This is a genomic window from Streptococcus sp. VTCC 12905 (assembly GCF_049893385.1).
GTDB classification, from domain to species: Bacteria; Bacillota; Bacilli; order Lactobacillales; family Streptococcaceae; genus Streptococcus; species Streptococcus suis_AA.
This window is the reverse complement of record NZ_JBMVJC010000042.1, coordinates 1-13,978: the sequence shown is the minus strand read 5'-3', so window position 1 is coordinate 13,978 and position 13,978 is coordinate 1. Positions and strand designations below refer to the sequence as shown.

Annotated in this window: 16 protein-coding genes and 1 pseudogene; 2 read left to right on the top strand and 15 right to left on the bottom strand. The window is 41.0% G+C overall.

Annotated features, from left to right (window positions below; genetic code table 11):
• Positions 1 to 472: 472 nt before the first annotated feature.
• From ACPC58_RS10815 to pnp, 6 genes are read right to left on the bottom strand one after another with little or no spacing between them, the layout of a single operon-like run.
• The gene (locus ACPC58_RS10815; RefSeq protein ID WP_434065982.1) at positions 473 to 877 is read right to left on the bottom strand and encodes a Mini-ribonuclease 3; all 405 of its coding nucleotides are present in this window, start codon (positions 875 to 877) and stop codon (positions 473 to 475) included.
• A complete protein-coding gene (cysS, locus tag ACPC58_RS10810) occupies positions 870 to 2,213 on the bottom strand; it encodes a cysteine--tRNA ligase (RefSeq protein ID WP_434065981.1) in 1,344 nt (447 codons plus the stop codon). The genes ACPC58_RS10815 and cysS overlap by 8 nt, the downstream gene beginning before the upstream one ends.
• Before the next feature lie 10 nt (positions 2,214 to 2,223).
• Positions 2,224 to 2,409, bottom strand: coding sequence for a hypothetical protein (locus ACPC58_RS10805; RefSeq protein ID WP_277837410.1), 186 nt, complete (start codon positions 2,407 to 2,409; stop codon positions 2,224 to 2,226).
• The gene (locus ACPC58_RS10800; RefSeq protein ID WP_277845265.1) at positions 2,403 to 3,176 is read right to left on the bottom strand and encodes a nucleoside phosphorylase; all 774 of its coding nucleotides are present in this window, start codon (positions 3,174 to 3,176) and stop codon (positions 2,403 to 2,405) included. The genes ACPC58_RS10805 and ACPC58_RS10800 overlap by 7 nt, the downstream gene beginning before the upstream one ends.
• 40 nt (positions 3,177 to 3,216) lie before the next feature.
• Complete coding sequence (cysE, locus tag ACPC58_RS10795) at positions 3,217 to 3,834, bottom strand: serine O-acetyltransferase (protein WP_217374588.1); 618 nt, start codon at positions 3,832 to 3,834, stop codon at positions 3,217 to 3,219.
• 55 nt (positions 3,835 to 3,889) lie between these two features.
• Complete coding sequence (gene pnp / locus ACPC58_RS10790) at positions 3,890 to 6,109, bottom strand: polyribonucleotide nucleotidyltransferase (RefSeq protein ID WP_434065980.1); 2,220 nt, start codon at positions 6,107 to 6,109, stop codon at positions 3,890 to 3,892.
• 201 nt (positions 6,110 to 6,310) lie between these two features.
• Between pnp and ACPC58_RS10785 the strand changes: the two genes are divergently transcribed.
• Positions 6,311 to 6,823 (top strand): GNAT family N-acetyltransferase, encoded by a 513-nt coding sequence (locus ACPC58_RS10785; protein ID WP_434065979.1) that lies wholly within the window; start codon positions 6,311 to 6,313, stop codon positions 6,821 to 6,823.
• Between the two features lie 127 nt (positions 6,824 to 6,950).
• Here the strand turns inward: ACPC58_RS10785 and rpsO are convergent, their stop codons facing one another.
• The 8 genes and pseudogenes from rpsO to ACPC58_RS10745 all read right to left on the bottom strand — a co-directional run bounded on the left by rpsO (position 6,951) and on the right by ACPC58_RS10745 (position 13,062).
• Complete coding sequence (gene rpsO / locus ACPC58_RS10780; RefSeq protein ID WP_024391455.1) at positions 6,951 to 7,220, bottom strand: 30S ribosomal protein S15; 270 nt, start codon at positions 7,218 to 7,220, stop codon at positions 6,951 to 6,953.
• Positions 7,221 to 7,371: 151 nt separating this feature from the next.
• Positions 7,372 to 7,722, bottom strand: coding sequence for a hypothetical protein (locus ACPC58_RS10775; protein WP_434065978.1), 351 nt, complete (start codon positions 7,720 to 7,722; stop codon positions 7,372 to 7,374).
• A gap of 77 nt (positions 7,723 to 7,799) precedes the next feature.
• Positions 7,800 to 9,077, bottom strand: a complete 1,278-nt coding sequence (locus tag ACPC58_RS10770) for a uracil-xanthine permease family protein (RefSeq protein WP_277837415.1) — start codon at positions 9,075 to 9,077, stop codon at positions 7,800 to 7,802.
• Positions 9,078 to 9,295: 218 nt separating this feature from the next.
• Positions 9,296 to 9,697 (bottom strand): DUF6773 family protein, encoded by a 402-nt coding sequence (locus ACPC58_RS10765; protein WP_434065977.1) that lies wholly within the window; start codon positions 9,695 to 9,697, stop codon positions 9,296 to 9,298.
• A 52-nt stretch (positions 9,698 to 9,749) separates the two neighbouring features.
• Positions 9,750 to 9,968 (bottom strand): helix-turn-helix transcriptional regulator, encoded by a 219-nt coding sequence (locus ACPC58_RS10760; protein ID WP_174846672.1) that lies wholly within the window; start codon positions 9,966 to 9,968, stop codon positions 9,750 to 9,752.
• Positions 9,969 to 10,144: 176 nt separating this feature from the next.
• Positions 10,145 to 10,620: pseudogene (locus ACPC58_RS10755) on the bottom strand (hypothetical protein).
• 250 nt (positions 10,621 to 10,870) lie between these two features.
• Positions 10,871 to 11,635 (bottom strand): aspartate/glutamate racemase family protein, encoded by a 765-nt coding sequence (locus ACPC58_RS10750; RefSeq protein ID WP_274504504.1) that lies wholly within the window; start codon positions 11,633 to 11,635, stop codon positions 10,871 to 10,873.
• A gap of 119 nt (positions 11,636 to 11,754) precedes the next feature.
• The gene (locus ACPC58_RS10745) at positions 11,755 to 13,062 is read right to left on the bottom strand and encodes a nucleobase:cation symporter-2 family protein (RefSeq protein ID WP_274504503.1); all 1,308 of its coding nucleotides are present in this window, start codon (positions 13,060 to 13,062) and stop codon (positions 11,755 to 11,757) included.
• A 212-nt stretch (positions 13,063 to 13,274) separates the two neighbouring features.
• Between ACPC58_RS10745 and ACPC58_RS10740 the strand changes: the two genes are divergently transcribed.
• Entirely contained in the window at positions 13,275 to 13,856 is a 582-nt protein-coding gene (locus ACPC58_RS10740; RefSeq protein ID WP_024396644.1) for a xanthine phosphoribosyltransferase, read from the top strand.
• 52 nt (positions 13,857 to 13,908) lie between these two features.
• Here ACPC58_RS10740 and ACPC58_RS10735 read toward each other — a convergent pair.
• A partial coding sequence (locus ACPC58_RS10735) for an IS3 family transposase (RefSeq protein WP_154231347.1) occupies positions 13,909 to 13,978 on the bottom strand: 70 nt, incomplete at its 5' end.

Sequence of the window (13,978 nt, the reverse complement as noted above, 5' to 3'; positions counted from 1 at the left end):
CTCATGAGACAACTCAATTATTCTATCATCTTCAATTACTATTGTCAACTACTTTTTCAAACTTTTTTCGTTTTTTTTTAAGCTGACTAGTCTTGCGAGACAACTCAATTATTCTATCAAATATTATCCATCATTGTCAAGTAGTTTTTCCTGTTTTTTTCACTTTTTTATTTTTAACGATTCAGTAAATCGTCTAGAGTTGAAAAATCAGAGTGTCATAGCAAAGATTATATTCAGTGACAATTCAATAAACAGTGGTTATATATTAACTTTTTTATAGGTAATGGAATGTAGGAATTAGAGTAATCATTGTTCATGTCTACTGGTTGAAGCTAGAGCTATGTTTGTTTCTTATTTTACGGTGGTAGAAGTATGGTTCTACTAGAGAATTTCAGTTAGCAGGGAGAGTAAATTCTGTTCAAAATCTTATCTGATAAAAAAAATAGAAGACAATCTTATCAGACTATCTTCTTTATATGGATTTGTTTTCTACTGTTTCAATACACCAAGAGATAAGCTCATCGAGTCGTCCAAATTGGTTTGTCATATGGAGATAGCCCAAAACTGCCTCAAAACCTGTAGACATACGATAAGTCACAATATCTGCATTTTTAGCCTTTGTATGGCTATTTGCATTACGACCTCTTCGATAGATTTCTTCTTCTTTCTCATTTAATAGCTGAGCTTCTAAGAGAGCTACGATAAGACTGGCCTGTGCCTTTGCCGAGACGTATTTATTTGCTTCACTGTGTAATTTGTTGGGCTTGGTCAATCCCTTGAATATCAAATGTCGCCTGATATACATAGAATATACTGCGTCACCTTCAAAAGCAAGAGCGATTCCGTTGATAAGGTTCACATCAACTACACTAGTCACGTGTCCACCTCACGCCATCTTTTGTATCTAATAATTTAATCCCTTGCTCCGCCAATTCATCCCGAATACGGTCCGCTGTTGCAAAGTCCCTATTGGCACGCGCTACTTGCCGCTCCTCAATTAAGGCTTCAATCTCACTGTCTAAGACCTCTTCCTCAAAGACAATTCCAAAGACTGCCAACATTTTTCCAAAAGCTTCCTTGACAATGGCATCATAGTTTCCAGAGTTGATCCATTTGGCAAAGTCGAAAATTGCTGTAATGCCATTTGCAGCATTAAAATCATCATCCATTGCGGTCTCGAACGCCGCTAAATGTTTAGCCAATACTGTGTGTTCAGACACATTCAGCACTGGTTGAGTATAGGTGTTTTTTAAGTATTTTAAATTAGTTTCCGCATCGGAGATAGCTTTCTCCGTGTAGTTCAATGGTCGGCGGTAGTGCTGAGTCGCAAGGAAAAATCGTAAAACTGGTCCATCAATTTTCTCCAACATATCATGTGCAGTTAAAAAATTCCCCAATGACTTGGACATTTTTTCATCATTGATATTGAGCATGGCATTGTGCATCCAGTAATTTGCGAATGTCTGTCCTGTTTTACATTCTGATTGGGCAATCTCGTTGGTATGGTGCGGAAACTCCAAGTCTGCTCCGCCACCATGAATATCTATGGTGTCTCCCAATATCTCTGTTGCCATAACCGAACATTCGATATGCCATCCTGGACGCCCGTGACCCCACGGACTTTCCCATGACACTTCTCCTGGCTTTGCTGATTTCCACAAGGCAAAGTCAAATGGATGTTCTTTCAACTGCCCCTCTCCATCGACACGCCCAGATGCTCCAGCTTCTAAGTCTGACAAAGTTTTATTGGCCAAACGGGCATAATTCCTTGCCTTTTCAACACGGAAATAAACATCGCCAGAAGCTTCATAGGCGTACCCCTTGTCAATCAAGACCTGCACAAAATCAATGATTTCATCCATGTAGTCAATAACACGAGGATTTTTGGTAGCTGGTTTGACACCTAACTTTGCCACATCTTCCTTGAAAGCTGCGATAAACTTATCAGAAAGTTCCTTTGTTGTCATACCAGCTTCATTTGCAGCCTTTATGATTTTATCATCCACGTCCGTAAAGTTAGAAATGTAGGTCACATCGAACCCACGGTATTCAAAATAACGGCGGATGGTATCAAAAGCTACCACACTTCGTGCATTACCGATATGAATATAGTTATAAACCGTTGGTCCGCAAACATACATTTTAACCTTACCTTCTTCCAAGGGCACAAAGTCACGCAAACTGCGGGTCATGGTATCGTAAATTTTAATCATAGTTTCTCCATTACTTCTGAATATTCTTTAGGACTTGATACTTTTGATATAATTTTACTAGCCAATAAGCTGTCGCTGCCAACCAGATCATCCCAACCTGCCAATTACCTTGTGAAAATTTAAGGATAAACATGATTGTCCCAGCAACGGCGGTCAACACATAAGGCCAATTTTGTCTTACTAATTTTTTTAACATGATCTACTTTCTAATTTTCTTGCAATCGCCATGGCCACTTCAAAGAAGGTCATACTGTCAGCCGTCCGTTCCTCTCGACGGACATCCCATTCATTTTTGTGGTGATCCACATAGTCTGCCGTGTAGAAAAATTGATAGACCTTGGCCTGACGAAAGTTTGCCCAGGCCATGATAGCAGAGGCCTCCATATCGACCACCATGGCACCAGCGGCTAGGCGTCGTTTAACCTTAGCTGCTGTTTCTCTATAAAATGCATCTGTCGTCCATGTCTTAGTCCGAACATGTTCAATTCCTGCTTGATCCAAGGCTTCTTCCATGGTCAATAATAGTTCCGAATGATAGCTAATCTCATCACTGGCTGGTGCATAATGATAACTAGTTCCCTCATCACGTAAGGCTGAACTTGGTAGAATAATCTTATCTACTGCAATAGACCGATCCAGTACTCCACAAGTACCAAATACAATAAAATTTTGAAACCCTTTGGCTTTCAATTCTTCTAGGTTCCCAACAATCATAGAAGCTCCAATTGAGGCTAACATGACACCAACTCTCACTCCACTTTCTTCATAAATATACCATGGCAACCGGCCATTTAGATTGTGAAGAGCTCCACCCTCATATACATTTTCTAACTCGGCAACTCTCTTAATGATTTCTCCATTAAATGACAGAATTAAGGTATTACAGGTTTCACCACCACCCCGAATAGAGGTATCTGTCGGTTCAATGACCGCAGAGGTATTTTCAAATTCTTCTAGTAGCATTTTCCCTCCGAATCTTGTACCTTAAACCTATAAATCAACTCTACAAATGTGAGGAGCGATGGCTAGCTTCTCTCAGTTCTGCTAGCTTGGTTGTGTAGTATTCACGACCGCCTTCCATATCATGAATGGCTTGCTCATCTTTTTTCCCATGAACACGGACAATTTTAGCAGGCATACCGACAACTGTCACATCTGCTGGAACATCTGCTAAGACAACAGCAGCAGCACCTACTTTCGCATTTTCTCCGATTTCAACTGGGCCAATCACCTGGGCATGAGCAGAAACGAGTGCCCCTTTTCGAACTGTTGGATGGCGCTTCCCTGTATCCTTCCCTGTTCCTCCAAGAGTTACTCCATGGTATAACATTACACCAGATTCGATAATTGCAGTCTCACCAATTACCAATCCTGCACCATGATCAATAAAGACTCCCGAGGCAATTTCTGCACCTGGATGAATTTCAATATTGGTCCAAAATCGCCAAAACTGACTGTGCATCCGAGCTAATAATTTAAAACCATTTTGCCACATCCAGTGAGAGAGACGATGAGCAGCCAGTGCCTTGACTCCTGGGTAGGTCAAAAGGACTTCCAAGGAGTTCCGTGCCGCCGGATCTTTTTCTTTTACAATTTCTATGGTATCCTTCCACCAACCCATGACTTCTCCTTCTAGCGAGAAGACAAGTCCATTTCGGGACTTGCCTACTTCACCATTATTTTTTATCTACTTTATGAAATTTAAATTCACCAAAGTTATTATCTTTTTTCTCTTTGTGTTCTTTATGACGACTAGGTTTTTCTGGACGTTCACGTTTTTCTGGTTCCACGTAGCCTTCTGGTTTTGGTAGAAGGGCTTTCATAGAAGCATCAATACGTCCCTTATCATCAATTTTTATCACCTTAACATCTACAACATCGCCAACCTCAACCAAATCTTCTGGTTTATTGACACGTGTCCAAGCCATTTCAGAAACGTGGACGAGGGCATCGGTCTTGTCAAAAAGGTTGACAAAGGCACCGAATTTCTCCAAACGAACCACTTTTGCTTGGAAGACTTCGTCCACTTTTGCTTCACGGACAAGACCAGCGATGATTTCTTTTGTGCGCTCAATTGCAGTACGGTCTGGTGAGAAGATCGCCACAAGACCATCCTCGTCGATATCGATTTTCACGCCAGTTTCTGCAATAATCTTATCGATGGTTTCACCACCCTTACCAATAACAATCTTGATTTTGTCCACATCAATCTTGATAGTGTCAATCTTCGGTGCAGTTGGTGCCAAGTCAGGACGAACTTCTGGGATAGTCGCTTCGATGACATCAAGGATTTCAAAACGTGCCTTCTTAGCTTGTGCCAAGGCTTCTTCCAAGATTTGTGGTGTGATACCGTCAATTTTAATATCCATTTGAAGGGCTGTGATACCGTCACGAGTACCAGCTACCTTGAAGTCCATGTCGCCGAAGTGGTCCTCAAGACCTTGAATATCGGTCAAGACGGTGTAATTGGTACCGTCTGAGATCAGACCCATAGCAATCCCTGCAACGGGTGCCTTGATTGGCACACCACCTGCCATAAGGGCAAGGGTACCAGCTGTGATAGATGCCTGTGAAGAAGAACCGTTTGACTCTAAGACTTCTGCCACCAAGCGGATAGCGTAAGGGAAGTCTTCCAAGCTAGGCAAGACTTGCTCAAGAGCGCGCTCACCTAGAGCACCGTGACCAATCTCACGACGACCTGGTGCACCGTAACGACCAGTTGAGCCAACTGAGTATTGTGGGAAATTGTAGTGATGCATGAAGCGTTTCTTGTACTCATCATCCAAACCATCGATGATTTGGGTTTCACCCATTGGTGCCAAGGTCAAGACAGAAAGGGCTTGCGTTTGACCACGGGTAAAGAGACCTGAGCCGTGAACATTTGGCAAGAAGTCTACTTCTGCATCCAAAGGACGAATCTCATCAACACGGCGACCATCTGGACGGACCTTGTCTTCAGTAATCAAACGACGAACTTCTGCATGCTCCATGAGTTCCAAGATTTCATGGACATCACGCATGATACGGTCAAATTCTTCGTGCTTAGCGTATTTTTCTTCGTAAGCTGCGATGACAGTCTCGCGAACGGCATTGGTCGCATCTTCACGGGCCAATTTTTCTTCAACCTGCACCGCTTTTTTCAAATCGTCATTGTAAGCTGCAACAATCTCAGCCTGCAATTCCGGGTCCACTTGAAGAAGCTCCACATCTGCTTTTTCCTTACCAACTGCTGCCACGATTTGATTTTGGAAATCCAAGAGTTCTTGAATGGCCGCATGACCTTTCAAGAGTGCTTCCAACATCACTTCTTCTGATAATTCTTTGGCACCCGATTCAACCATGTTGATAGCGTCTTTGTTACCAGCAACTGTCAATTCTAAAAGGGATGCTTCTTGTTGAGCTTGATCTGGGTTAATAATCAATTCGCCATTAACATAACCAACCTGAACACCAGCAATTGGGCCATTGAATGGAATGTCTGAGATCGCTAATGCCAATGAGGAACCAAACATGGCTGCCATTGGAGCAGATGCATCTGGATCATAAGAAAGCACTGTGTTAATGACTTGAACTTCGTTACGGAAACCTTCTGCAAACATTGGACGAATCGGACGATCAATCAAACGAGCTGTCAAAGTAGCATCCGTCGATGGACGTCCTTCCCTCTTCATCCAACCGCCAGGAAATTTACCAGCAGCATACATCTTTTCTTCGTAGTTAACTTGGAGAGGGAAGAAATCACCAGTTGCCATTTTCTTAGACATAACAGCTGCAGTTAATACTGTTGAATCTCCATAACGAACAACTACTGCACCATTGGCTTGTTTGGCAACCTGACCAGTTTCAACGACTAGTTTCTTGCCAGCAAAAACCGTTTCAAATACTTGTTTTGACATGAATTGTCTCCTGTTTTTTTCTGAAATTTTTCTTGCGTGTTTTCTACAAAAGACAATCAAACAGCTTGTTTCACTCTCTTTTGCACAAAACCACGCTTAAACTTTATTTTATCATATTTTAGAGAGAAATAAAGGCCTGAAACTATTTTTAACAAGAAAACATACTCATGATAAACTATTCAAAATAGTTGGAGGTAGAAAATGGAAACTTGCCATCTTGTAGTTCCTAGTTTAAAATGGAAGAACCAAATCTTAGCCTATAAAGAAGCATTTAGCAATGAACATCTTCATGGTGGTGGCAAACTGCAACAATTTGAAGCAGTTAAGGAATGGATAGAACACATTAAAGCAGTGTCATCTTATGGGACAAGTCATACAGAACGTTCTCCTTCTTCTACATTTCTTTGTATTCGTGAAATGGATCAACAGATGGTTGGCATTTGCAATATCCGCCATCATCTCAATCAGGAATTTTTGGTCCATATCGCCGGTCACATCGGCTACTCCATTCATCCGAATGAACGGCGCAAAGGCTACGCCAAAGAGCAATTGGCCCTCGCTCTGCAAAAAGCCAAAACTCTGGGCATCAATCGCGTCCTCATTACTGCAGCCGACTGGAATATTGGCTCTCAAAAAACGATTTTAGCCAACGGCGGCATCTACGAAGATACCCGCATCGATCCTGACGACGGCGACCGTATGCTCCGATATTAGATTGAATATTTGTAATTACTAAATTTGAAGTTACATTACAATTTACCAGTAAAACTAAACATCAAAAAAAACACAGCTCAGTATACAAGATACTGGTGCTGTGTTTTTTTGTTTCTATACCAGCTAATTAACGACGCAAGCCAAGTGAATTGATTAATTCGCGGTAACGGTTAACGTCTGTGCGGCGGAGGTATGCCAACAAGTTACGACGGCGACCGATTTTTTTCATCAAACCACGGTAAGTTGCGTGGTCTTTTTTGTGTTGTTTGATATGGTCGTTAAGGTGGTTGATTTCCCAAGTAAGTACTGCTACTTGTACTTCAACTGAACCTGTATCGCCTTCATGACGCGCATATTGTGCCATGATTTCATTTTTTTTCTCTTTTGAGATTGCCATAATGTATACTCCTTTTTATTGAGCTCAATCCGAGTGACAGGTTGGCGACCCGTGACCAAGAAAAAGCTAGATTTGTCCTTTTGGACCTTATCCATTCTATCAAGGAACGGTGCTTTTGTCAACTGATTTGAGCAATTGCTAAGCTGCTCTGCTATCTCTCCGAAAGAACTGTTTGAACTGTTTCAATTAAGTCATTTTTCCATATTTCAATCGCATCTACATGCAAGGCAAAATCGAAATCCTTGAGATTCACTTGAACCTGCAATCTGTCTTTTTGGTAACGAGCTATCAGCACGATTTGATCCAACCCTTGCCCCATATACCAATAGATAGCTTCTACACTTGGATTGTCCACAACATCTGCCTGTATTCTGACCGCAACTTCATTTAAGCTGACTGAACTAGTATCAAAAATACGACCATATTCGTGGTCTGCCATTACATCTGTCTCATACCAAATATGAAGAGTGTTGCTATACATTTCTTTTGCTAATTCTTTCATGAGCTTCACCTTTTTCCCTTTACTATACCACAATCCAAAAAAAAGCCAGCCTGAGCTGACTTCAAAATTGAGTGTAATTACTTGGCTTTTTCAGCTTTGGGCAAAATGAGGTTAAGGATAATTCCAACGATTGCCGAGAGGGCTGTTCCTGAAAGGGTAATTGCACCAATACTCAGAACTGCACCACCAAGTCCTAATACCAACATAGAACTTGCAACAATTAAGTTACGAACTTGACCGAAATCTACTCGACTTTCAATCAATACTTTCAAACCATTTGATGCAATAACACCATATAGTAAGATGGACATTCCCCCGAGAACGGCACTTGGAATGGTAGAAATGAGAGCTGTAAATTTACCCAAGAATGAGAAAGCAATTGCAATCAAAGCAGCATTGCGAATAACCGATACTGACGCGATGCGAGTCATACCGATAACCCCTGTATTTTCTCCATAAGTCGTATTGGCAGGACCCCCAATTAAAGCTGAAACAGCTGTCGCTACACCATCACCAATCAAGGTACGACTGAGACCTGGGTTTTTCAAGAACTGACGACCACAGATTTGGCTGAGAACTGTATGGTCACCGATATGTTCAGCTACAGTAACTACAGCAATTGGTAAAATAGCAACCATCTCAGGTCCGAAGTAAAAATTATACGATTTGAATACACCTGTTTCAAATGGTAAATAGAATCCTGGCAACTCAAACCATGCTGCTTCGAGCACAGGTGTGAAATCCACCAGACCAAGCAAGAGAGCAACAATATAACCACCGATGATGGCAATTAAGAATGGAACAATCTTGGCGAAGCCTTTCCCTTTGGTATTGACAAAAGCTGCGATCAAGAAAGTGACAATGGCTACAACAACATTTTTCCAGTCACCATCCGCCACAAAACCTGCAGAAGTAACTGCCGAATTGGCAAGACCAAGACCGATAACGATAATCATAGGCCCAATAACCACGGGTGGTAATAGAGTATCAATCCATTTTGTACCAATGGCTTTGACAAGCCCTGCAATCAGTACATAAATCAGACCAACAAAGAAAATACCTGTTTGTGCTGCTGAGACATCTCCGCCCATTTCTTTAATAGCTAAGGCCATAGCTGAAATATAAGCAAATGAAGAACCAAGATAAACCGGTACTTTAAATTGAGTAGCTACTTGGTAAATCAGGGTGCCAATACCAGATGCAAATAGGGCCACGGATACGGGCATTCCCAAAATCAAAGGCACTAAAATCGTTGCACCGAACATGGCAAACACGTGTTGGAAACTAAGCAAAATCCCTTGAAAAGGAGCTGGTTTCTCATGGACATCAAACAAAAGGTTGGCTTTTGTAGTCATCATTCTCCCGCTCTGGGTACACAAAAAGACCCAGACTTTCTAAATTTACATAGTCATAGGCCCTTAATGAATTATCCTGTTGTCTTTCTCACCTCACGGGATGAGTTTAAAAACCTACGCTTTTTTCATTGTATCATAATCATTCGGATTTTGGCAAGGAATTTTAAAAATTTTTATTTTTTAGGAAAATGGCAGAGCGAGAATAAGAACTCGATTGCTTATTCGAGTTCATCTACCAGATCTTTTTCCACCTGCTTCTGACGGTACTTATTCGCCCAAGAGAGAAGATTCGCCAGTAAGAAAATGAGACTTGTGATAGAAAGAAAGAATATCAAAATCACCGCCCAAAAATGCCAATCCCAGACACCAGAATAATGCTGTCCATAGGTCTGGTAGTTGGTGCAAGCCATTAAAATCGTTGTCCCAGCAATTACCACTCCTATGTAAAGGTAAAACTGCCAAGAAGTTCCCCGTTCCATATCAAGCCCCTTCCTCCAATAACCGTAAAAGAGATAGACTGAAACTACCAACATGGCAAACAGTTCAAAAACATAGGTATCAAAAGGCCATTTTAAGACCAGGCTCTTGATGAGAAATGAGAGGGGCAAAAGAAAATTCATGGTCCTGCCTACCTAGGCAAAGACTTGGTTTTCTTCTTGTCGAACACGCTCATCAGTCACAATTTTTTTCATTAGTTGGTTCCTCCCAAAATAATTGATCTAAACTTTTCCCTAAACAGTGGCAAATTGATAAACAAAGACTTAGACTGGGATTATATTTTCCCGCCTCAATCAGACCGATGGTCTGGCGGGTCACTCCTATAGCTTCCGCCAAGCCCCCTTGGGTCATATCTTTTTCCACACGCGCTAACTTTAAACGAAGATTTTTCATGCCATAGCCATCCTCCTGTACATTTTTATAACTTCATTATACACTATATTTTTCATTATGCAATATATATCTCACACTTTGTCTTCTTTTTTCAAAAAAAGAAGACAAAACCGCCTCCTTAAAATATATATGCACCTCTCCGCTTATTCTACACTCTTAATCCGTCTCTTGATTTTCTAGCTAAATTCGACCATTCGTCGTTTTTCTTCTGGCCAGATTTTAGTCACACGATCCAATGCGATAATAAAAATAACCACAACTGCATAGTCTTTTGCACTATTAATCACACCTAATTTTTCCAAAATGGTCAAAAGTAGGTAAAAACTGAATAAGATGGCCGTTTAGGAAGGGCCAATAAGAACTCAATCCCAGCCTTATATCCCAGATAAATTTGCCGATTGAGACCCTTGGCGTTTTCCAATCGACGATTGAGAAAAGTGCGGATTCGTTTGTAAAACCAGTCTGAGGTGAAAAACAGGGATTGAATAGCTATGGCGATATAGGCCAAATTATTGGCATGTTCTGCATCCATGCCGAACACTCTAGCAAAAATATAGGTCCAGTCACCATTGTCCAGACAGATAATGATTGAAAAATAAACTACTGCTCCAGCTACAAGAATCAGGGGCACAGCGCGAAGGTATTTAAACATTGACATGCTCAACTCTATTTTTTTCTATTATCAACCATAAGAACAAGTAAGTCAAGAACTTCATATATGGGCTAAATTGGGCTAAATTTTCCCGTCTATCTCTCCTTGCTCAGAATGACTGGCAATAGGATATAAGGTCGTTCCTTGAAACCAATCCTCGACTCTATGTCAGACTGGGGAGAGTGGTACCATGACCAACAAGCTGAATAAGCAAGAACTCCGACTAGATGTTTCTAATCGGAGTTTTCTGTTACATATATCCATAAAATTCTCTGCGAACGACTGCTGAATGGACCCAGTTAATCAAAGTAGTAAAATCAAAAACCGGTAGTCCTGTTTCTCTATGAAGGGCTGCTGCATAGGGTGGCAGGTCACTGCATTCCAGCAAAATGGCACCAATTTCTGGGTGATTGGCTTGCAAATCCTGAACAACTGCTACTAAGTCTGACTTCAAACGCCCGTTGTCCAAAAATGGCTTGTTGTAACGAATTGGAGCGAAACTATCCAGACTACCTATCTCTTTGACAATACAGTCTGAAATGGAAGCGTTGGCCTTGGCGAAAAAGTCTGCACTCGCTCCCTCACCATCTGCTACTAGTACCGCAATTTTCTGGTCTGGTTTGAGTCCCATTTTAATCAAGGGAATTTGAAGCACACTAGACAAATAGACAGGAACTGCTACAGCATCTCGCACCTGCTCCTGAAAATGGTTAAAGTAACCACAGGCGCCTACAATGGCTCGCACACCCTTTTTCTCTAACTTCTTAGCTGCCTCAATGACCATTCCCAACAATTTCTCCTCACCATTGAACAGATCCTCAATTTCCAAAACAATATCCTCATAGACAACTGGAAAAGAAAAAGTAGTCGCGTTGGCTACATTACCCGGCAACTTGACATAGTTAAAATCAATAGTGATAATCCCAATCGAAAATCCTGCTACAGAGGCATTTTGTACCTGATAGAACTGATTCAATTGCCCAGCTTGCTCAATACTTGCTCTAAAGTGTGTCATTTATACCTCCTTTTCACCATTAACTATTAGTATACCAAAAACCAAATTCTCTCGGCCAATACTAATAAATTATGACTATCTATAGGAATAGACTATCACGAGGATAGCCTATCTGAATATTATTTTTCTTTTAAAACCATGTTCAAAATCAGTGCAGCTAAGGTACCTGTAGAAATCCCTGAAGATAAGACCATTTGTAGCGCTGACGGAAGATGGCTCAACAATTCTGGACGTACCGTCACACCGATACCAAGCGCAAAGGCAATAGAAATAATTAGGAGCTCACGGTCACCAATTTTTACAGTTGCAAGAGTCTTAATCCCTTGAGCAGCGACCAAACCGAACATGATAATTCCAACACCACCAAGAACAGGCTGAGGCATGATGGAAATCAAGGCAGACAATTTTGGAAAGACACCAAGTAAAGTAAGAATAACACCCGCAATAATCATGACATGACGACTAGCAACTTTTGTTAAGGTAATGAGACCAACATTTTGTGAAAAGGCTGTATTTGGACCTGCACCAAAGATACCAGCAATCAAGGAACCAACACCATCTGCCAGAACACCATTTGCTGCCCGCTCAGAAGAAATTTTTTGGTTAGATGCTTCTCCAATTGCCATCATAATCCCTACCGTACCAATCAAGGATACAACATAAGCAGGAATAAAGGCCAAAATCGAAGATAGGTCAAATTTTACACCGTAATGGAAAATTTTAGGAAGAGCAAACCAGGCTGCCTCTCCAACAGCAGACATATCTACTTTTCCAAGTAGAATACAGAGGACATATCCAAAGACCATCCCGAAGAAGACAGAGGCCGTTTTCAGCATTCCTTTACCATAATGATTCAATGCCAGAGTAAAGACCAAGACGATAAAGGCAATACTGATATTTTCAACAGAGGCATAATCTGTAGCTCCAGCACCACCAGCTGCCCAGTCCATACTCACTGGCATGAGGGTAATACCGATGAGGGAAACAACGGTCCCTGTAATCAATGGCGGAAAGAAACGCATCAAGGGTTTTACAAAACGACTCAAAACGATTTCAACAAATGAACCCGCAATGGTTGCACCCACGATACCAGCAATTCCCAATTGGCTACCAACACTGATTGCTGGATTAGCAAAAGTAAAGTCCGTTCCCATCATTCCAGAGACACGTGAACCTACCGGGCCAACACCTTTAGATTGCAAAATAGTTGCAATCCCAGCAACAAAGATTGAGGCCGATACCATAATAGAAGTATCTTCTACTGATAACCCCAAAGCACTTGCAACGACAAGTGGCACCGCGATGATGCCTGCAAAAGCTGCTAAGATATGCTGAAAAGCAAGCAACACAGCCATGCCTTTTGGCGGTTGTTCATCAATTCCATAGAGCATTACTGTTGAATGTTCATTTGTTGTTTTCTGAGACATTGTTTCTCCTTTTTTGTTCCTAAATAATATTTTTTAGTCTATCATAAAGATTCGCTTATTTCAATACAATCTACGATATTTTTTTGTTTCCGTTCGCCTTTTGGTCGTTTAACGTGTTTTTTTACATGTTTTTATAACAATAATTCGTTTATCGTTTTGCTTATGATAAAAAAATGCTATAATACACCAAGGAATCATTTGGAGGAAGAATTATGAAAATTTTGGAAGAACGTATTTTAAAAGATGGTCAGGTGTTAGGAGAAAATATTTTAAAAGTTGATTCATTCCTGACCCATCAGGTTGATTTTAAATTGATGAAAGAAATGGGACAAGTGTTAGCAGAAGCATACCGTTCTAAGCAAATTACAAAAGTTGTCACTATTGAGGCATCCGGCATTGCTCCAGCTGTTTATGTCGCTGAAAGTTTAGATGTGCCAATGATTTTTGCTAAAAAACATAAAAATATTACGATGACAGAAGGAATCTTGACATCTGAAGTCTACTCCTTCACCAAGCAAGTAACCAGCACCGTTTCTATTGCTAGCAAGTTTTTGTCGCCGGAAGATCGGGTTCTAATCGTTGATGATTTTTTGGCCAATGGACAAGCAGCAAAAGGCTTGATTGATATTATCCAACAGGCTGGTGCTCAGGTAATAGGAGTTGGTATCATCATCGAAAAATCCTTCCAAGACGGACGTCAACTCTTGATAGATGCAGGTGTCCCTGTTACTTCACTCGCTCGTATTGAAAAATTCCAAGATGGTCAGGTTGTTTTTGCACCTGCGGATATTTAAAAAGACTTGCTTCCAAAATTGAACCGCACCCCAAAAGTTAGACAGAAAAATATTAGTGAAAGGATTTAGTTCTGTACTGAACAGGACTAAGTCCTTTTAGTTTTGCTTTAATGCGTTTATTG